Origin of the sequence: Cellulomonas sp. KH9 (assembly GCF_900114185.1) — a bacterium.
Taxonomy (GTDB): Bacteria; Actinomycetota; Actinomycetes; order Actinomycetales; family Cellulomonadaceae; genus Cellulomonas.
In genome coordinates this window covers 436,468-454,688 of the sequence record NZ_FOSE01000004.1, presented here as the reverse complement: position 1 = coordinate 454,688, position 18,221 = coordinate 436,468, and the positions used below count along the sequence as shown (strand labels likewise).

Annotated in this window: 16 protein-coding genes; 4 read left to right on the top strand and 12 right to left on the bottom strand. The window is 74.4% G+C overall.

Translation table 11 applies throughout. From position 1 onward, the window contains the following. Window positions 1–10: 10 nt before the first annotated feature. The 5 genes from BMZ16_RS15035 to BMZ16_RS15005 all read right to left on the bottom strand — a co-directional run bounded on the left by BMZ16_RS15035 (window position 11) and on the right by BMZ16_RS15005 (window position 7,521). Entirely contained in the window at window positions 11–2,641 is a 2,631-nt protein-coding gene (locus BMZ16_RS15035) for an FtsK/SpoIIIE family DNA translocase (protein ID WP_089801863.1), read from the bottom strand. A gap of 836 nt (window positions 2,642–3,477) precedes the next feature. Further along, a complete protein-coding gene (locus BMZ16_RS15020) occupies window positions 3,478–5,163 on the bottom strand; it encodes a ribonuclease J (RefSeq protein WP_089802168.1) in 1,686 nt (561 codons plus the stop codon). Between the two features lie 37 nt (window positions 5,164–5,200). Continuing rightward, the gene (gene dapA / locus BMZ16_RS15015) at window positions 5,201–6,130 is read right to left on the bottom strand and encodes a 4-hydroxy-tetrahydrodipicolinate synthase (RefSeq protein WP_089801861.1); all 930 of its coding nucleotides are present in this window, start codon (window positions 6,128–6,130) and stop codon (window positions 5,201–5,203) included. Window positions 6,131–6,198: 68 nt separating this feature from the next. Beyond that, window positions 6,199–6,681: a dihydrofolate reductase gene (locus BMZ16_RS15010; RefSeq protein ID WP_089801859.1), complete on the bottom strand. Its 483-nt coding sequence runs from the start codon at window positions 6,679–6,681 to the stop codon at window positions 6,199–6,201. A gap of 3 nt (window positions 6,682–6,684) precedes the next feature. Beyond that, a complete protein-coding gene (locus BMZ16_RS15005) occupies window positions 6,685–7,521 on the bottom strand; it encodes a thymidylate synthase (protein WP_089801857.1) in 837 nt (278 codons plus the stop codon). Window positions 7,522–7,556: 35 nt separating this feature from the next. Here BMZ16_RS15005 and BMZ16_RS15000 point away from each other — a divergent pair, with 35 nt between their 5' ends. The 4 genes from BMZ16_RS15000 (at window position 7,557) to BMZ16_RS14985 (ending at window position 10,712) form a co-directional block, all read left to right on the top strand. Beyond that, window positions 7,557–9,026, top strand: coding sequence for an NAD-dependent succinate-semialdehyde dehydrogenase (locus BMZ16_RS15000; protein ID WP_089802166.1), 1,470 nt, complete (start codon window positions 7,557–7,559; stop codon window positions 9,024–9,026). Between the two features lie 86 nt (window positions 9,027–9,112). Continuing rightward, window positions 9,113–9,808: an AzlC family ABC transporter permease gene (locus BMZ16_RS14995; RefSeq protein WP_255366716.1), complete on the top strand. Its 696-nt coding sequence runs from the start codon at window positions 9,113–9,115 to the stop codon at window positions 9,806–9,808. Further along, entirely contained in the window at window positions 9,805–10,119 is a 315-nt protein-coding gene (locus BMZ16_RS14990; RefSeq protein WP_089801852.1) for an AzlD domain-containing protein, read from the top strand. Before BMZ16_RS14995 ends, BMZ16_RS14990 begins: the two co-directional genes overlap by 4 nt. Window positions 10,120–10,160: 41 nt before the next feature. Then, complete coding sequence (locus BMZ16_RS14985) at window positions 10,161–10,712, top strand: GNAT family N-acetyltransferase (RefSeq protein WP_089801850.1); 552 nt, start codon at window positions 10,161–10,163, stop codon at window positions 10,710–10,712. 61 nt (window positions 10,713–10,773) lie between these two features. On the opposite strand, the gene BMZ16_RS14980 is transcribed toward BMZ16_RS14985, so the two are convergent. The 7 genes from BMZ16_RS14980 to BMZ16_RS14950 all read right to left on the bottom strand — a co-directional run bounded on the left by BMZ16_RS14980 (window position 10,774) and on the right by BMZ16_RS14950 (window position 18,193). Beyond that, window positions 10,774–11,265: a tetratricopeptide repeat protein gene (locus BMZ16_RS14980; RefSeq protein ID WP_089801848.1), complete on the bottom strand. Its 492-nt coding sequence runs from the start codon at window positions 11,263–11,265 to the stop codon at window positions 10,774–10,776. Then, window positions 11,262–12,020, bottom strand: coding sequence for a 4-hydroxy-tetrahydrodipicolinate reductase (dapB, locus tag BMZ16_RS14975; RefSeq protein WP_089801846.1), 759 nt, complete (start codon window positions 12,018–12,020; stop codon window positions 11,262–11,264). The genes BMZ16_RS14980 and dapB overlap by 4 nt, the downstream gene beginning before the upstream one ends. 106 nt (window positions 12,021–12,126) lie before the next feature. After that, window positions 12,127–12,960 (bottom strand): helix-turn-helix transcriptional regulator, encoded by an 834-nt coding sequence (locus tag BMZ16_RS14970; protein ID WP_089801844.1) that lies wholly within the window; start codon window positions 12,958–12,960, stop codon window positions 12,127–12,129. A gap of 39 nt (window positions 12,961–12,999) precedes the next feature. After that, window positions 13,000–14,322 (bottom strand): M16 family metallopeptidase, encoded by a 1,323-nt coding sequence (locus tag BMZ16_RS14965; protein WP_089801842.1) that lies wholly within the window; start codon window positions 14,320–14,322, stop codon window positions 13,000–13,002. Between the two features lies 1 nt (window position 14,323). Beyond that, entirely contained in the window at window positions 14,324–16,558 is a 2,235-nt protein-coding gene (locus tag BMZ16_RS14960) for a polyribonucleotide nucleotidyltransferase (protein ID WP_089801840.1), read from the bottom strand. A 244-nt stretch (window positions 16,559–16,802) separates the two neighbouring features. Continuing rightward, window positions 16,803–17,072: a 30S ribosomal protein S15 gene (gene rpsO / locus BMZ16_RS14955; protein ID WP_089801838.1), complete on the bottom strand. Its 270-nt coding sequence runs from the start codon at window positions 17,070–17,072 to the stop codon at window positions 16,803–16,805. Window positions 17,073–17,188: 116 nt separating this feature from the next. Beyond that, window positions 17,189–18,193, bottom strand: coding sequence for a bifunctional riboflavin kinase/FAD synthetase (locus BMZ16_RS14950; protein ID WP_089801836.1), 1,005 nt, complete (start codon window positions 18,191–18,193; stop codon window positions 17,189–17,191). Between the last annotated feature and the right edge of the window lie 28 nt (window positions 18,194–18,221).

The window sequence follows — 18,221 nt, the reverse complement described above, 5'->3', positions numbered from 1 at the left end:
CCGTGGCCGCTCAGTCGCCGTCGGCGGGGACGTGCCCGCCGGGGCTCTCCTCGTCCGCCGGCGGCGCCGGCTCCGGCGCGCTCTCGCCGCGCAGCATCGCCAGCGTCGCGGGCAGGTCGTCCGGCTGCAGCAGCACCTCGCGCGCCTTCGAGCCCTCGGACGGGCCGACGATCTCGCGCGACTCGAGCAGGTCCATCAGGCGTCCGGCCTTGGCGAACCCGACCCGCAGCTTGCGCTGCAGCATGGACGTCGAGCCGAACTGGGTGGTCACGACGAGCTCGGCGGCCTGCAGCAGGAGGTCGAGGTCGTCGCCGATGTCCTCGTCGACCTGCTTCTTGGTCGCGACGACGGCGACGTCCTCGCGGTAGACGGGCTTGAGCTGCGTCTTGACGTGCTCCACGACCGCGTGGATCTCGGACTCCGAGACCCACGCGCCCTGGGTGCGCATGGGCTTGGCGGCGCCCATCGGCAGGAACAGGGCGTCGCCCTGGCCGATGAGCTTCTCGGCGCCGGGCTGGTCCAGCACGACGCGGGAGTCGGTGAGCGAGCTCGTGGCGAACGCGAGACGCGAGGGGACGTTCGCCTTGATGAGGCCGGTGACGACGTCGACGGACGGGCGCTGGGTGGCGAGCACCAGGTGGATGCCGGCGGCCCGTGCGAGCTGCGTGATGCGCTGGATCGAGGCCTCGACGTCGCGCGGAGCGACCATCATGAGGTCGGCGAGCTCGTCGACGATCACCAGGAGGTACGGGTAGGTCGCGATCTTGCGCTCGGACCCGGGCAGCGGCTTGACCTTGCCGGCCCGCACGGCGGCGTTGAAGTCGTCGATGTGCTTGTACCCGAACATCGCCAGGTCGTCGTAGCGCGCCTCCATCTCCCGCACCACCCACTCGAGGGCCTCGGCGGCCTTCTTCGGGTTGGTGATGATCGGGGTGATGAGGTGCGGGATGCCCTCGTACAACGTGAGCTCGACCCGCTTGGGGTCGACCAGGATCATCCGGACCTCGTCCGGCGTCGAGCGCATGAGGATCGAGACGATCATCGAGTTGACGAACGACGACTTGCCTGCGCCGGTGGCGCCGGCGACCAGGAGGTGCGGCATCTTGGCGAGGTTCGCCACGACGTAGCCGCCCTCGACGTCCTTGCCGACCCCGATCACCATCGGGTGCTCGGTGCGCTTGGCCGCCGACGAGCGCAGCACGTCGCCCAGTGCGACCGTCTCGCGGTCCGTGTTGGGGATCTCGATGCCGATGGCCGACTTGCCGGGGATCGGCGACAGGATGCGCACGTCGGCGCTGGCGACGGCGTAGGCGATGTTCTTGCTCAGCGCCGTGACGCGCTCCACCTTGACGGCGGGCCCGAGCTCGACCTCGTACCGGGTGACCGTCGGCCCCCGGGTGAACCCGGTGACCTGCGCGTCGATCTCGAACTGCTCCAGGACGGACGTCAGCGACTCCACGACCCGGTCGTTGGCGGCCGAGCGCACCTTGTGCGGGGCGCCCTTCGCCAGCACGTCCTCGGTGGGCAGGATGTAGACGACGTCGCCCTCGAGCATCGGCTGCTCACCGCGCGGGACCCCGCTCGTCGGCGGCGCGGGCAGGTCGGGCTCCACGGCCGCCATCGGCACGGTGGGCGCGGTGGGCGCCATGCGCCGGGTCTCGAGCGCGTCGGCGGCGGCCGCGGCGGCGGCGGCCTCCTCCTCCTCACGCGCCACGACGGCGGCGCGCTCGAACGCCTCGTCGCCCTCGTACCCGTCCAGCCGACCGTCCTCCGGCGGAGCCGCGTCCTCGGCCCGGCGGCGGCCCAGCAGACGGCGCGACTTCTTGGCCGGCGGCTCTGGGCGGGCGCTGTGCAGCGCCTCGATCACCAGGGGCGCGTCCTCGTCCACGTCCTCGGCGGGGTGCTCGTGCTGGCCGGTGAGGCGGCGGTACAGGCCGCGCAGGCGGGGGCCGATCTGGTGCACGGGCGTCGCCGTGACCACGAGCACCCCGAAGAAGGCGAGGATCCCGAGCAGCAGTCCCGCCACGATCGTGGTCAGCAGCGTGGCGAGCGGCGTGCCGACCGCGAAGCCGACGATGCCCCCCGCGGCGCGGACGGCAGCCATGTCCTGCGTGCTGGGCAGCCCGTGCGTGAGGTGGACGATGCCGCACACGGCGATCGTCACGGCGCTGAGCCCGATGCCGATGCGCGAGTTGGCCTGGACCCGGTCCGGGTGCCGCATCAGCCGGACGCCGACGCCCAGCAGCACCACGGGCACCGCGACGCCGACGACGCCGAACGTGCCGGCCACGACGTTGTGGATGACGTCGCCGGCCGTACCGGACAGGTCCCACCACTCGCGCGCGGCGACGACCACGGCCAGGCCGACGAGCGTCAGCGCGAGGCCGTCGCGCCGGTGCGCGGGGTCGAGCTCACGGGCGCCGGCCCCGACGTGCCGGGCGGTCCCGCCGACGAGGTGCGCCGCGCCCATCCAGACACGGCGGACGATGCGCACCGGCAGGGCGGCCTGACGGGGTGCGGGTGGGGCACCACGCCCCGCCGGGCGTGACCCGCCGCGCGGCTGGCCGCCCTTGGGTGACCGGGGCGACGCACCGGAGGCACGCGTGGGACGCGCGGGGCCGGGGGTCGTACGGGTCGCCATGGTCCTCACGGTAGCCGCACCGGGCCCCGGTCCCCCGTCGGCCGGGGTCGTGTCGCCCGGTGGCGCCCGCCACTCCCGGGTGAATCGGGCCCCCTCGAGCGGTCAGCAGCCCGATGCCGAGGCTCACGACACCGGCCGCGACGGCCGGCGCACCGAGCGGGAGCAGGACGACGAGGCGGTTGGGCCGCGTCCGGCCGGCCCCTGCGGCGGACGGGAAGAACCGGGCCGGCAGCAGCACGGCGCCGACGAGCACGCCGGTCTGCGCGAGCCACCGCCGGCCCCCGGTCGGGGAGGTCGCCTCCCCGAGCAGCAGGCACACCAGTCCGAGGGTGACGAGCACCCCGGCGTGGGCGTGCCCGGCGCGGTAGAACGAGCGCTGGAAGTCGGTGGCCGGGGCACGACCCGTCACGACCCGCAGCAGGAACCACCCGCCGGACTCGATCGTGACGACCGCGAGGGCCACCAGCCCTGCCGTGGTGCGCGCCGCGTCGCGTGACGGACCGGTGGCCGCCCGACGTCACCGAGGTCGAGGTCGACGGGACGCCGCGCGACGTGCGGCGCTGTGGCCGGCGCTCGGTCGGCCGGGCGCCGTGCTGCGGGACGGCGACGTCGTCGGCACCTGGCGCCCGCGTGCCCGCGGCAGGCGCCTCGCCCTCGACGTCGACCCGTGGACGGCGTGGGACGCGGCCACGCGGCGCGCCGTCGCGACGGAGCACGAACGGCTGGCGCAGCTCCGGGCCGCCACCCGGCCTGACCGCGCGACCCGGGGGCACCCGGACGCGGCGAGGCGCCCTCCCCCGGGCGTCGGCCGGGAGGGAGGGCGCCTCGTCAGCGGATCAGGCCTCGACGACCACGGGGATGATCATCGGCCGACGGCGCAGCTTGTTGGACACCCAGCGGCCCACGACGCGGCGCATCACCTGCTGCAGCTGGTGCGTGTCCGTCGCGCCGGAGCGGGCGGCGTCCTCGAGCGCGGCCGTGAGGACCGGCAGGATCTCGTCGAAGACGTCGTCCTGCTCGGCCACGCCGCGGGCGTGGATCTGCGGACCGGCGAGCACCTTGCCGTCACCGGAGGACACGACGGCGAAGATGGAGACGAAGCCCTCGTCCCCGAGGATCCGGCGATCCTTCAGCTCGGCCTCGGTGAGCTCACCGACGCTCGACCCGTCGACGTACACGTAGCCGCAGGGCACGGCGCCGACGACGCGGGCGCGGCCGTCGATCAGGTCGACCACCACCCCGTCCTCCGCGAGGACCACGCGGTCCGCCGGCACACCGGTCTTCACCGCGAGCGCGGCGTTGGCGATGAGGTGGCGCACCTCGCCGTGCACGGGCATGACGTTGCGCGGCCGCAGGATGTTGTAGCAGTAGAGCAGCTCGCCGGCGCTGGCGTGGCCCGAGACGTGGACCTTCGCGTTGCCCGAATGCACGACGCGCGCACCCAGCCGCATGAGGCCGTTGATGACGCGGAACACGGCGTTCTCGTTGCCGGGGATGAGGCTCGAGGCGAGCACGACGGTGTCACCGGGGCCGACGGACACCTTGTGGTCGCCGTTGGCGATGCGCGACAGGGCCGCCATCGGCTCGCCCTGCGACCCGGTGCACATGAGCACGACGCGGTCGTCGGGGAGCTTCTCGATCTGCTTCTGGTCGACCAGGACGCCGTCGGGGACCCGCAGGTACCCGAGCTCGGCGGCGATGCCCATGTTGCGCACCATCGACCGGCCGACCAGGGCGACCTTGCGCTCGTTGGCGACGGCGGCGTCGATGACCTGCTGCACGCGGTGCACGTGGGACGCGAACGACGCGACGACGACGCGCCCGGTGGACTCCGCGAAGACCTGGTCGAGGACCGGCCCGATCTCCCGCTCGGGGGTGACGAAGCCGGGGACCTCGGCGTTGGTCGAGTCGACCATGAACAGGTCGACGCCCTGCTCACCGAGGCGCGCGAACGCCCGCAGGTCCGTGATGCGCCCGTCGAGCGGGAGCTGGTCCATCTTGAAGTCGCCGGTGTGCAGGACGGTGCCGGCGGGGGTCCGCACGGCGACCGCGAGCGCGTCCGGGATCGAGTGGTTGACGGCGACGAACTCGCACTCGAAGGCGCCGAGCTGCTCGACCTGCCCCTCGCGCACCGGCAGCGTCAGCGGCGCGATGCGGTGCTCCTTGAGCTTGGCCTCGACGAACGCGAGCGTCAGCTGCGAGCCGACCAGCGGGATGTCCCGGCGCAGCCGCAGCAGGTACGGCACGGCACCGATGTGGTCCTCGTGGCCGTGCGTCAGCACGATCGCGTCGATGTCGTCCAGGCGGTCCCGGATGTAGTCGAAGTCGGGGAGGATCAGGTCGACGCCGGGCTGGTGGTCCTCGGGGAACAGGACGCCGCAGTCGATGACGAGCAGCCGACCGGCGTACTCCAGGACGGCCATGTTGCGACCGACCTCGCCCAGGCCGCCGAGAGGGACGATGCGCAGTGCGCCCTCCGGCAGCGGCGGGGGCAGCGTCAGGTCGGGGTGCGGGTGACTCATGGAGCTCCTGAGGGATCGGTGGGTCCCGACCGCTGCGTCACGCGCGGTCGGTGCCCGCGACGACGCCCAGCAGACCTGCGGCCGCCAGACCGGCACGCACGTCGGCGGCCTCGTCGTCGGTGAAGGGGACCAGGGGCAGCCGGGTGGCCCGGCTGTGGAGCACGCCGAGCTCGACGAGCGCGGCCTTCGCGGCGGTCGCCTGGAACCCGGCGCCGTTGAGGGCCGTGATCACGGGCAGCAGCGAACGGTAGACGTCGAGCGCGCCTGCGGCGTCGCTGGCCTGCCAGGCGGCGAACAGGCGCGCGAAGCCCTCGGGCGCGGCCTGCGTCGCGACGCCCACGAGACCGACCGCCCCGTGCGCGAGGGACGCGAGGGCGAGCCCGTCGTCCCCGCAGTACCAGGCGAGCCCGGTGCGCACGATCGACTGGGCCGCGGCGACCAGGTCGCCCGCGGCATCCTTCATCGCCACGACACGGTCCAGTGCGGCGAGCCGGTCGATCGTCGGCGCGGCCAGGCGGACCCCGGCACGCCCCGGGACGTCGTAGAGCATGACGGGCAGGTCCGTGGCGGCGGCGACGGCTCCCACGTGGGCGACGATGCCGTCCTGCGACGGACGGGAGTAGTACGGGGTGACGACGAGCAGCCCGTGCGCGCCGGCCTCCGCGGCCTGCTCGGCCATGCGGACGGCGTGCGCGGTGTCGTTGGACCCGGCGCCCGCGACCACGTACGCACGGTCACCGACGGCCTCGACGACCGCGGCGACGATCTCGGCCTTCTCCGGCGCGTGGGTCGTCGGCGCCTCACCGGTCGTGCCGTTGAGGACCAGGCCGTCGTGCCCCGCGTCGACGAGGTGCTTCGCGAGCCGGACCGTGGCCTCGAGGTCGACGGCGCCGTCCGCGGTCATCGGGGTGACCATGGCGGACAGCAGCGACCCGAACGGGTGGGTTGCGGAGGTCACGGCGGGCATGGGCACACGGTACCGCTCGGACCCGTCGTCCGCGTCGCCCCTTCCAACCACCGGTCCGGGACCGTCCGTCACCGCTCCCACGTGTCGAACCGGAAGCGGGTCCCGGTCCGGGAGGTGCGCCACGGCGCGTCCGGGCCGCCGACGACGAGCCGCCAGCCCGGCCCGACCGCGGGCGCCACGGTGTCACCGGGCACGTCGAGGTCGACGACCGTCACCTCGAGCCGGTCGGCGCGGTCGAGCGCCGCGGCGTAGACCGCTCCCCCGCCGATCACCCACACGTCCGGCGCGCTGCGCAGCGCGGCGTCGAGGTCGGTGAGCACCTCGGCCCCCGGCGCCGGGAACGTCGGGTCGCGCGACAGCACGACGTTGCGGCGCCCCGGCAGCGGCCGGAACCGGTCGGGCAGCGACTGCCACGTGGCGCGCCCCATGACGACCGTGCCGCCCGCCGTGACCTCCCGGAAGTGCGCCATGTCCTCGGGCACGTGCCACGGGATGGTGCCGGCGTCGCCGATGACCCCGGCGGGCGTCTGCGCCCAGACCAGACCGATCACGCGTCAGACCGCCACGGGCGCGGAGATCGCGGGGTGGTGGACGTAGCCCTCCACCGCCACGTCGTCCCACGTGTAGTCGAACAGGGACGCCGCCGGGCGCAGCCGCAGCGTCGGGTAGGGGTACGGCACCCGCGAGAGCTGCTCGCGGACCTGCTCGACGTGGTTGTCGTACACGTGGCAGTCGCCGCCGGTCCACACCAGGTCACCGACCTCGAGGCCGACCTGCTGGGCGATCATGTGGGTGAGCAGCGCGTACGACGCGATGTTGAACGGCACGCCGAGGAACAGGTCGGCCGAGCGCTGGTACACCTGGCACGACAGCCGCCCGTCGGCGACGTAGAGCTGGAAGAACGCGTGGCACGGCACCAGCGCCATGCGGTCGAGCTCGGCGACGTTCCACGCGGACACGACGTGCCGCCGGGAGTCGGGGTTCGCGCGCAGGTCCGCCAGCACGCGCGTGAGCTGGTCGACGTGGCCGCCGTCGGGCGTCGGCCACGACCGCCACTGCACGCCGTAGACGGGCCCGAGCTCACCGTCCGCGTCGGCCCACTCGTCCCAGATGTGCACGCCGCGCTCGACCAGGGAGGAGATGTTCGACTCCCCGCGCAGGAACCAGAACAGCTCCTCCGCGACGCCGCGGAAGAAGACCCGCTTGGTCGTGACCAGCGGGAACCCGGCGCGCAGGTCGTAGCGCAGCTGGTGCCCGAACAGCGAGCGCGTGCCGGTGCCGGTGCGGTCGGACTTGGGTGTCCCCGTGGCCAGGACGAGGCGCAGCAGGTCCTCGTACGGCGTCGGGACGTCGGTCGTCGGGGCGTGCGTGGCGTCGGCCGGCTCCGTCATGGCGACATCGTAGGCAGGGCGCGAGGATGGTCGGCATGACCTCGCCGCTGCCGCCGACCGTCGCCGCGCACCTGCCCACCGGGATGCTCGTGGGAGGGCGCTGGCGTGGCGCGAGATCGGGCGCGACGTTCGAGGTCGAGGACCCGGCGACGGCCCGCACGATCTTCGAGGTCGCCGACGCCGACGAGTCGGACGCCCGCGACGCGCTCGACGCCGCCTGCGAGGCGTTCGACCCGTGGCGCCGCACCGCGCCCCGCGTGCGCTCGGACCTGCTGCGGGCCGTCTTCGACACGCTCGTGGCCCGCACGGACGACATCGCGGCGCTCGTGACCGCAGAGGGCGGCAAGCCCTTGGCGGAGTCCCGCGCCGAGGTCGCGTACGCCGCGGAGTACGTGCGCTGGTACAGCGAGCAGGCCGTCCGGGTCGACGGCCTCGCGCGCCGGTCCCCGGCGGGCACCCACCACCAGCTCGTGCTGCGCCGACCGGTCGGCCCGGCCCTGCTGATCGCGCCGTGGAACTTCCCGATCGCGATGATCGCCCGCAAGATCGCGCCCGCGCTGGCCGCCGGGTGCACGTGCGTCGTCAAGCCGGCGCGTCTCACGCCGCTGACCACGGCGTACGTCGCCGAGGTCGTCCGTGCCGAGCTCGAGGCGCGGGACCTGCCGGCGGGCGTCCTCAACGTCGTGCCCTCGTCGTCCGCGCGGCGGATCAGCGAGCCGCTGCTGGCCGACCCGCGGCTGCGCAAGCTGTCGTTCACCGGGTCGACCGAGGTGGGCGCCACGCTGCTGGCCGCGGCCGCCCCGTCGATCCTGCGCACGTCGATGGAGCTGGGCGGCAACGCCCCGTTCCTGGTCTTCGCGGACGCCGACCTCGACGCCGCGGTCGAGGGCGCGGTGCAGGCCAAGATGCGCAACTCCGGCCAGACGTGCGTGGCGGCCAACCGGTTCCTCGTGCACGCGTCCGTCGCGGACGAGTTCTCGCGTCGGCTGACGCGGGCCTTCGAGGGGCTCGTCCTGGGGCACGGCGCCGACGACGGCGTGACGGTCGGTCCGCTCATCGAGCGCGCGGCGGTCGAGCGCGTCGCGGAGGTCGTGGCGCAGGCCGCCGACGGCGGTGCCCGGGTCCGCACGGGGGGCACCGCGCCGCGCCGCGCCGGGTACTTCTACGCACCGACGGTGCTGACGGACGTCGCGCCGGACGCCCGCGTGGTGACCGAGGAGATCTTCGGGCCCGTCGCGCCCGTCGTCACGTTCGACGACGAGGACGAGGCGCTGCGCCTGGCCAACGCGACCCCGTTCGGGCTGGTGGCGTACGCGTACACGCGGGACGTCGGCCGGGCGATGCGACTGGCCGAGGAGGTGCAAGCGGGGATGATCGGCATCAACCGGGGCATGGTCTCCGACGCCAGCGCACCCTTCGGCGGGGTCAAGACCTCGGGCCTGGGCCGGGAGGGCGGCGAGCTCGGCCTCGAGGAGTACCTCGACCCGGTGTACGTGGCGCTCTGAGGCCACGGCACCCGCCCCGGGGTGCTGGGCGTACCGCCGGCACCCGCGCGCGCGGTCGGGTGGTCACCGTGCGGGAGACTGAGGACGTGACCCCGTACGACCCCGTCTCCGCCGCGCGCCGGCAGGCGGTCTCGGTGTCGCTCGCGACCGGGCTGTACGGCATCTCGTTCGGCGCGCTGTCCGTCGCCGCCGGCCTGTCGGTCCCGCAGACGATGGCCCTGAGCCTGCTGATGTTCTCGGGAGGCTCCCAGTTCGCCTTCATCGGCGTCGTCGGCGGCGGGGGTGCCCTGGGTGCCGCCGTGGCGTCCGCGGCTCTGCTCGGCGCGCGCAACGGGCTGTACGGCGCGCAGCTCACGCCCCTGCTGGACCTGCCGTGGTCCCGGCGCCTGCCGGCTGCGCAGCTGACCATCGACGAGTCGACGGCCGTCGCGACCGCCCAGCCGACCCGGGCGGCGGCGCGGGTGGGGTTCTGGTGGACCGGGGTGGGCGTGTACCTGCTGTGGAACCTGTTCACGCTGCTGGGTGCGCTCGCCGGCGACCGCCTCGGTGACCCGCGCGCCTACGGGCTCGACGCCGCGGCCGCGGCCGCGTTCCTCGCGCTGGTGTGGCCGCGCCTGGCCGGCCGCGCCGCGCAGGCGGTGGCCGGGGCAGCGGTGGTCGTGGCGCTGGCGACCACGTCGCTGCTGCCCGCGGGCGTGCCGGTGCTGCTGGCCGCGCTGGCGGCCGTGGTCGTCGGCCTGGTCACGACCGGGCGCCCGCCCGTACCCGGAGCGGTGCGATGACCGCACTGTGGGGCGGTGTGCTGCTCGCGGGCCTGGCGTGCCTCGCCATCAAGCTCGCGGGCCACGTCCTGCCGGAGCACTGGCTCGCCCAGCCGCGGGTCGCCCGCGTGGCAGCCCTCGTCACCGTCGCGCTGCTCTCGGCGCTCGTCGCCGTGCAGGCCGCCACCGACGGCGGACGCGTCGTGCTCGACGCGCGGCTGCCCGCGCTGGCCGTGGCCGCCGTGGCACTGGCGCTGCGCGCGCCGTTCGTGGTCGTCGTGCTGCTCGCCGCGGCGACGGCCGCCGGGCTGCGCCTGCTCGGCATGCCGTGACGGGCCGCCGGGGCGCCCACCGGCAGGGTTAGGCTCACCGGGTGCTGCCCACCGCTGACGTCTCCGTCCGCCCCGCCGTCCCGGGGGACGAGGAGCGCATCGCGCGCATCCAGCTCGCCGCGTGGCGCGCCTCCCACGTCGACGTCCTCGGGGAGGTCGTGCTCGACTCGCTCGACGAGCAGGCGTTCGTCGAGCGGTGGCGGCAGGCCGTGACCGCGCCGCCCGGGCCGGGCTACCACGTGCTCGTCGCGTGCGACGGCCCCCGCGTGGTCGGCGTCGCGTCGGTCGCCCCCGTGGCCCCGCCCGACCCGATGCAGGCACCGGGCGGGGTGGTCCTGGCCCTCGAGGTCGACCCGCCGGACCAGCGCGCCGGGCACGGGTCACGCCTGCTGGCGGCCGCGGTGGACCTGCTCCGCGCCGACGGTGCCGACCAGGTGCAGACGTGGGTGGTCGACGGGGACGCGGCGCGCGAGCGCTTCCTGTCCGGCGCCGGCCTCGGTCCCGACGGGCGCAGCCGCCGCCTCGCGACGGGTCCGGGACCCGACGAGGAGGCGCACGTGGTCACCGAGCGCCGCTGGTACGCCGGCATCTGAGCCGGGTCGCGCGCTGCGCGGCGGCCGTACCACCGGCGGCCCGGCGGACCCGGCCGCCCCGTCAGGGCAGGTCCGCGGCCGCGCCCTTGCCCCGGTGCAGCCGGCTGGCGGTGCGTAGCGCCGCCCGTGCGCGTGACCGGTCCCCCGCCGCGTCGTACGCGAACGCGAGCCGGTACCAGCCACGCCAGTCACCGGGGTCCGCCTCGACCTGCTCGCGGTGGGGGCCGAACGCGGCCCGCGCCGCGGCCCGGTCGATGCGACCGCTCGGCGAGCGCGGCAGGTCGTCGACGGGCAGGTCCCCTGTCGCGGCCAGCTCGTCGGCCATGCGCTGCACGTCCAGCGCCAGCAGCCACTCCCGCGTGATGAGGGCGAGCACCAGCAGCGGCGCCACCAGCAGCGCCACGCCCAGCACGATGCCGACCGTCTGCCCGGTGCCGATCAGCTGCACGGCACGCAGCGCGACCAGCCAGACGTAGATCGCCAGGAGCGCCGTCAGCGCGACCGCAGCGAGCAGACCGGTGCGGCGACGGCGTGCCGCGGGTCCGTCGGTCATGCGGGGAGGTCGAGCAGGTGATCGAGGCCGACGGTGAGCCCGGGACGGTCCGCCACCCGGCGCACGGCGAGCAGGACCCCGGGCATGAAGCTGGTCCGGTCGAACGAGTCGTGCCGGATCGTCAGCATCTCGCCGGGGTTGCCCAGCAGGATCTCCTCGTGCGCGACGAGGCCCCGCAGGCGCACGGCGTGCACCCGCACACCGTCGACGTCCGCGCCCCGTGCCCCGTCCAGCGCCTGGGCGGTCGCGTCCGGGACGGGCCCGAGGCCCGCGGCGGCGCGCGCCGCGGCGATGCCCTGGGCGGTGTGCCGCGCGGTGCCCGACGGTGCGTCGACCTTGTCGGGGTGGTGCAGCTCGACGACCTCGGCGGACTCGAACCAGCGGGCCGCCTGCCGTGCGAACGTCATGGCCAGGACCGCGCCGAGCGCGAAGTTGGGTGCGACCACGACGCCGATGCCGGGGGCCCGGGTCAGGTGGTCGTGCACCCGCCCGAGCGAGGCCTCGTCCCAGCCGGTCGTCCCCACGACGGCGTGCACGCCCTGGTCCACCAGGGTGTGCACGTGCTGCTCCGTCACGGCGGGCACCGTGAAGTCGACCGCGACCTGCGCACCGGCGTCGGTCACGGCGCGCAGGTCGTCACCCGCGTCGAGGGCGGCCACCAGCTCGAGGCCGTCGGCCCCCTGCACGGCGCGCACGGTCTGCGCCCCCATGCGCCCGGAGGCGCCCAGCACGGCCACGCGGATCGGTTCGCTCACGGCAGGTCACCCTAGTCGCCACGCACCCGCGGGTCGCGGCGCGTCCGCGGCCCGCACGCCTGCGACCGGGGGCTCTCCCGCACCGGCCACGACGCACCACGTCGCCTCAGTGCGCGAGCGCGCCGGGACCGAACCGCTGCGCGAGGTGCTCCGCGAGCCGCCGCAGCTCGACGGGCGGCAGCCCGGTGAACCGCTCCACCTCACGAGGCTGGTAGCCCGCCGCGACGTACCACTCGATCGCCGCGACCGTCGCGGCCGCGTCGACCGGTCCGGCCCCCACGGCCTCCCGCACGAAGGTGCTGAACCGCACGGCGGAGAGGTACTGCGCCGGGCTCGTGCCCAGCAGGTGGCTGCACCACCGGTGCAGCTCTCCCAGGCTGGTGCCCACCTCCCGCGCGACGTCGGTCGCCCGCACCAGGCCACGACGCTCGTCGACGAACGCCAGCGCGTCGTCGAGGTGGTCGAGGTCCGCGCTGCTGCGGCGGGGCCGGGCAGCCAGCGCCCCGAGGACCGTCGCCACCGCCGCGTCGTCCGCCCCCGCGGCGAGCTGCTCCCCGGCCGTGGCCAGGCTGCTCTCGTCGAGCACCTCCGTGGGCGCCAGCCACGTGTCGGCCGTCGGGCGCTCCTCCCGCAACCGCGCGAGGCCGGCGGGGTGCAGCTGCACCCCCAGCCGGGCCACCGGGCCGGTCTGCTCACCGACGACCGCGTGGGTCCAGGCGCCCCGGACCCCGTCGCGGTCGGGCGTCCGCTCCCCGGTCAGCGGCTCGACGACCGAACCGCCGCCACCGCGCACGATCTGCAGCAGGCCGCGACCGTCCGGGAGCAGGACCTCGGCGTGCGCGCGGCCCGCGGCGTGGCGGGCGACCCAGGCGTGCTCGGCCACCCCCGCGAGGGCGCTCGGCACGGGGAACCGACGGTAGGAGTCCACGGCGACGGGCATGCCCCATCATGCCCCGATCCCGGGGCACGACGGGACCGGTCAGTCCCCGAAGGGACCGACGCGCACCACGCTGCGCGGCGCGGCGGCGAGCTCACCGGCCAGCGCCTGGACCTGCTGCGCCGTGACCGCACGGACGCGCGCCAGCGACTCGTCGATGTCGAGCAGCTCGCCGTGCACCAGCTCGGCCTTGCCCAGCCTGCTCATGCGCGACCCGGTGTCCTCCATGCCGAGCACCAGCCCGCCGCACAGCTGGCCGATGCTGCGGGACAGCTCGGCCGCCCCCATCGGCTCGTCCGCCATGCGCTCGAGCTCCTGCACCATGAGCGCCGTGACCTCGTCGACCCGCGCCGGCGTGCAGCCCGCGTACAGGCCGAACAGGCCCGTCTCGGCGTGACCGCTGGCGAACGAGTAGGTCGAGTAGGCCAGCCCGCGCTTCTCCCGGACCTCCTGGAACAGCCGCGAGGACATGCCCCCGCCCAGGGCGGCGTTCAGCACCGAGAGCACGAACCGCCGCTCGTCGGTCGCGTTCAGGCACGTGCCGCCGACGATGACGTTCGCCTGCTCGGTCGTGCGACGGATCGTCAGCTCCGCGCCGGCCGTCGGCGCCGACGTCGCACCCACGCGGCGCCCGGCGGGCACGTCGGTGGCGCCCAGCTCCCAGCCGCCCGTGCGCAGTGCCGCCTCGACCTGCGCGCACAGCGCGTCGTGGTCGACACCGCCGGCGGCCGTCACCACGAGGGTCTCGGGCCGGTAGTGCTCGCGGTAGTGCTCCCAGACCGCGTCGCGCGGCACCGAGCGGATCGTCTGCGGCGTGCCGCCGATGGGCCGCCCGAGCGGGGTGTCCCCGAAGACCGCGGTGGCGAACTGCTCGTGGGCGACGTCCGACGGGTCGTCGTCGTTCATCGCGAGCTCCTCGAGGATCACCCCGCGCTCGGTCTCGAGCTCGGCGGGGTCGAGCCGCGCCGACGTCACCATGTCCGCGATGACGTCCACCGCCATCGGGACGTCCGTGTCCAGCACCCGCGCGTAGTAGCACGTGTGCTCCTTGCCGGTGGCGGCGTTGGCCTCACCACCGACGGCGTCGAACGCCTCCGCGATGTCCATCGCGGTGCGCCGCGCCGTGCCCTTGAACAGCAGGTGCTCGAGGAAGTGCGTCGAGCCGAAGTGGCCCGACGTCTCGTCCCGGGACCCGACGCCGACCCAGGCGCCGACGGTCGCCGAGCGCATGCCGGGCATGTGCTCGGTGAGGACCCGGACGCCGCCGGGCAGGACGGTGCGCCGCACGGCGGCGGCACCCTCCTGCCCGACGACCAGCTCCGCACCCGGCGAACCGGGTGCGACGAGCGGGAGCTGCTGCGGCACGTCAGGCGTCGGCGGTCGCCGGCTCGGCGGCCTGGTCGCCGCCCTCACCCTGGGACTCGTCGAGCACCGCGTGCAGCGAGAGCTTGCCGCGCGGGTCGATCTCGCCGATCTCGACCTGGACCTTCTGGCCGATGGCCAGCACGTCCTCGACGTTCTCGACGCGCTTGCCGCCGACCAGCTTGCGGATCTGCGAGATGTGCAGCAGACCGTCCTTGCCGGGCGACAGCGAGATGAACGCGCCGAACGTCGTCGTCTTCACCACGGTGCCGACGAAGCGCTCGCCGATCTCGGGCATGTGCGGGTTCGCGATCGCGTTGATCGCGGCCCGTGCGGCCTCCGCCGACGGTCCGTCGGTGGCGCCGATGTAGACCGTGCCGTCGTCCTCGATGGAGATGTCGGCGCCGGTCTCCTCCTGGATCTGGTTGATCATCTTGCCCTTCGGGCCGATGACCTCGCCGATCTTGTCGACCGGCACCTTCACCGAGATGACGCGCGGGGCGAACGGGCTCATCTCGTCCGGCACGTCGATCGCCTCGGCGATGACGTCGAGGATCGCGAGGCGAGCCTCCTTCGCCTGGGTCAGCGCGCCACCGAGCACCGAGGCGGGGATGCCGTCGAGCTTGGTGTCGAGCTGGATGGCCGTGACGAACTCGCGCGTGCCGGCGATCTTGAAGTCCATGTCGCCGAACGCGTCCTCGGCGCCGAGGATGTCGGTGAGCGCCGCGTAGCGGGTCTCACCCTCGACCGTGTCGGACACCAGGCCCATGGCGATGCCGGCGACGGGTGCGCGCAGCGGCACACCGGCGTTGAGCAGCGACAGGGTCGCGGCGCAGACCGAGCCCATGGACGTCGAGCCGTTGGAGCTCAGCGCCTCGGAGACCTGGCGGATCGCGTAGGGGAAGTCCTCGCGGGCCGGCAGCACCGGGACGATCGCACGCTCGGCGAGCGCGCCGTGGCCGATCTCGCGGCGCTTCGGCGAGCCGACGCGGCCCGTCTCGCCCGTGGAGAACGGCGGGAAGTTGTAGTGGTGCATGTAGCGCTTGCGCGTCTCGGGCGACAGCGAGTCGATCTGCTGCTCCATGCGCAGCATGTTCAGCGTGGTGACGCCGAGGATCTGCGTCTCGCCGCGCTCGAAGAGCGCCGAGCCGTGCGTGCGGGGCAGCACCTCGACCTCGGCCGACAGCGTGCGGATGTCGCGCAGCCCGCGGCCGTCGATGCGGAAGCCGTCGGTGAGGATGCGCTGGCGGATCAGCTGCTTCTGCACCGAGCGGTACGCGGCGGAGATCTCCTTCTCGCGACCCTCGAACTGCTCCGCGAGCTCGCCCTGGACCTCGGCCTTGATCTCGTCGAGGCGGCTCTCGCGCTGCTGCTTGTCCGCGATCGTCAGCGCGTCCGACAGACGCGCCGTGGCGGCCTGCTCGACGGCGGCGAGGGCGTCCGGCTGGTAGTCCGGGAACGTCGGGAAGACCTGCGTCTCCTTGGCGGCCTGACCGGCGAGCTGCTGCTGCGCCTCGGCCAGCGCGCGGATGGACGGCTTGGCGGCCTCGAGGCCTTGCGCCACGACGTCCTCGGTCGGCACGGTGCCGCCGCCGCCGTGGATGAGGTTCCAGGCACCCTCGGGCGCCTCGGCCTCGATCATGGCGATCGCGACGTCGTCACCGACGATGCGGCCGGCGACGACCATGTCGAACGTCGAGCGCACGCGCTCGGAGTAGCGCGGGAACGCGACCCACTGGCCGTCGACGAGCGACAGGCGCGTCGCGGCGACCGGGCCGGAGAACGGCAGGCCGGACAGCTGGGTCGACATCGACGCCGCGTTGATCGCGAGCACGTCGTACGCGTCGTCGGGGTTGATCGACAGGACCGTCACGACGACCTGCACCTCGTTGCGCAGACCCTTGACGAACAGGGGGCGCAGGGGGCGGTCGATCAGGCGGCAGGCGAGGATCGCCTCGGTCGAGGGACGACCCTCGCGACGGAAGAACGAGCCGGGGATCTTGCCGGCGGCGTACTGCCGCTCCTCGACGTCCACCGTGAGCGGGAAGAAGTCGAACTGCTCACGCGGGTGCTTGCCGGCCGTGGTGGCCGACAGCAGCATCGTGTCGTCGTCGAGGTACGCGACGGCGGCACCGGCGGCCTGCTTGGCCAGCCTGCCGGTCTCGAAGCGGACGGTGCGGGTGCCGAAGCGACCGTTGTCGATCGTGGCCTCGGCGAACTGGATCTCGGGACCCTCCATGGGTGCCCTCCTTGTTCTCGAAGGCGCCGCCCTGCCCCGCGGCGGTCTTCGACCGTGGCGCCCGGACACGTGTTCCGGGGGCCACTACCGAGGACCGGACGAGCGGGGTCGGCGCGGTGGTTGTGCTGGTCGTGCGGTGGTGCGGGTGGTGCGTGTCGTGCTGACCCGCGTCAGGCCGTCCGTGAGGACGGGGCCCGACGCAGGACCAGCCCGGACCGACACGGTCCGGGCTGGTGCGGGTCGTTCAGCGGCGCAGGCCGAGGCGCTCGATGAGCGCGCGGTAGCGGTTGATGTCGACCTTCTGCAGGTAGCCGAGCAGCCGGCGACGGCGCCCGACGAGCAGCAGCAGCCCGCGGCGGCTGTGGTGGTCGTGCTTGTGGGTCTTCAGGTGCTCCGTGAGGTCCTTGATCCGCTGCGTCAGGACCGCGATCTGGACCTCCGGCGAACCGGTGTCACCCTCGTGGGTGGCGTACTCGGTCATGATGGACTGCTTGGTGGCAAGGTCGAGCGGCACAGGGTCTCCTCAGGATTCTCGTTGCGCGGTGCGCCGGGGCATGTCCACCCGGGCTCTCTCGGTCCGCGGCCGGTCGTACGGCTCGCCCAGACTACCAGGACACGCCGCTCACCTCGTCATGCGGTGCCAGGGGCACCCGTACGGAGCTCGCTGCGGACGTCGCGCACGTCCTGCGCCATCTGCTCCAGCAACGCGTCGACCGTGTCGAAGCGCACCGTGGGGCGCAGCCGCGCGACGAGCTCGAGCACGACCTCCTCGTCGTACAGGTCCAGGTCGGTGCGGTCGAGCACGTAGGCCTCGACCCGGCGTCCACGGCCACCGAAGGTCGGGTTGGTGCCGATCGAGACGGCGACGGGCAGGAGGCGGTCGGCGGCCGGCACCGGCAGCTCGTCGGGGCGGCGCTCCGCACGCCGCAACCACCCGGCGTAGACGCCGTCCGCGGGCACCATGCCCACCGTGTCACCGAGGTTGGCGGTCGGGTACCCCAGCTCGCGCCCGCGCGCGTCGCCGTGCACCACGACGCCCCGGACGCGGTGCAGCCGGCCGAGCACCTGCGCCGCCTCCTCGACCTCACCGCGCGCCAGGAGCTCACGCACCCACGTCGAGGACCAGCGTCGGTGCGCGGGAGTGTCCTCGACCGCCCCGCCGGGACGCACGTCGTCGATGACGTCGACCGTGAACCCGTACCGCTCCCCCAGCCGGCGCATCGTCGTCAGGTCGCCCGCGTTCTGCCAGCCGAACCGCACGTCGTGGCCGACGACGACCGTGCGCGCCCGCAGCGCCGCCACCAGGTAGCGCTGCACGAACTCCTCGGGGCTCTGGCGCGCGAACGCGAGCGTGTACGGCACGAGCAGGACCGCGTCCAACCCGGTGGCCGCGAGCAGCTCGAGCCGGTCCGCGTCGCCGAGCAGCAGCTCGGGCGCCTCGTCCGGACGGTGGACCTGGGCGGGGTGAGGCGTGAACGTCACGGCCACCGCGTGCGCACCGACCGCGCGCGCGTCGTCGACCATGCGGGTCAGCACCGCGACGTGCCCGCGGTGGACGCCGTCGAAGTTCCCGAGCGTCACCACGGACGGCCCCCACCCGGGGGGCACCTGCGACACGTCGGTCCAGACCTGCACACCAGCTCCCGTCCACCGCACCCGCCCG

Bases quoted from the DNA above. Each gene is read 5' to 3' on its own strand.
- BMZ16_RS15035 (WP_089801863.1), bottom strand. From the start codon at position 2,641: ATGGCGACCCGTACGACCCCCGGCCCCGCGCGTCCCACGCGTGCCTCC.
- BMZ16_RS15020 (WP_089802168.1), bottom strand. From the start codon at position 5,163: ATGAGTCACCCGCACCCCGACCTGACGCTGCCCCCGCCGCTGCCGGAG.
- dapA (WP_089801861.1), bottom strand. From the start codon at position 6,130: ATGCCCGCCGTGACCTCCGCAACCCACCCGTTCGGGTCGCTGCTGTCC.
- BMZ16_RS15005 (WP_089801857.1), bottom strand. From the start codon at position 7,521: ATGACGGAGCCGGCCGACGCCACGCACGCCCCGACGACCGACGTCCCG.
- BMZ16_RS15000 (WP_089802166.1), top strand. From the start codon at position 7,557: ATGACCTCGCCGCTGCCGCCGACCGTCGCCGCGCACCTGCCCACCGGG.
- BMZ16_RS14990 (WP_089801852.1), top strand. From the start codon at position 9,805: ATGACCGCACTGTGGGGCGGTGTGCTGCTCGCGGGCCTGGCGTGCCTC.
- BMZ16_RS14980 (WP_089801848.1), bottom strand. From the start codon at position 11,265: ATGACCGACGGACCCGCGGCACGCCGTCGCCGCACCGGTCTGCTCGCT.
- BMZ16_RS14970 (WP_089801844.1), bottom strand. From the start codon at position 12,960: ATGCCCGTCGCCGTGGACTCCTACCGTCGGTTCCCCGTGCCGAGCGCC.
- BMZ16_RS14960 (WP_089801840.1), bottom strand. From the start codon at position 16,558: ATGGAGGGTCCCGAGATCCAGTTCGCCGAGGCCACGATCGACAACGGT.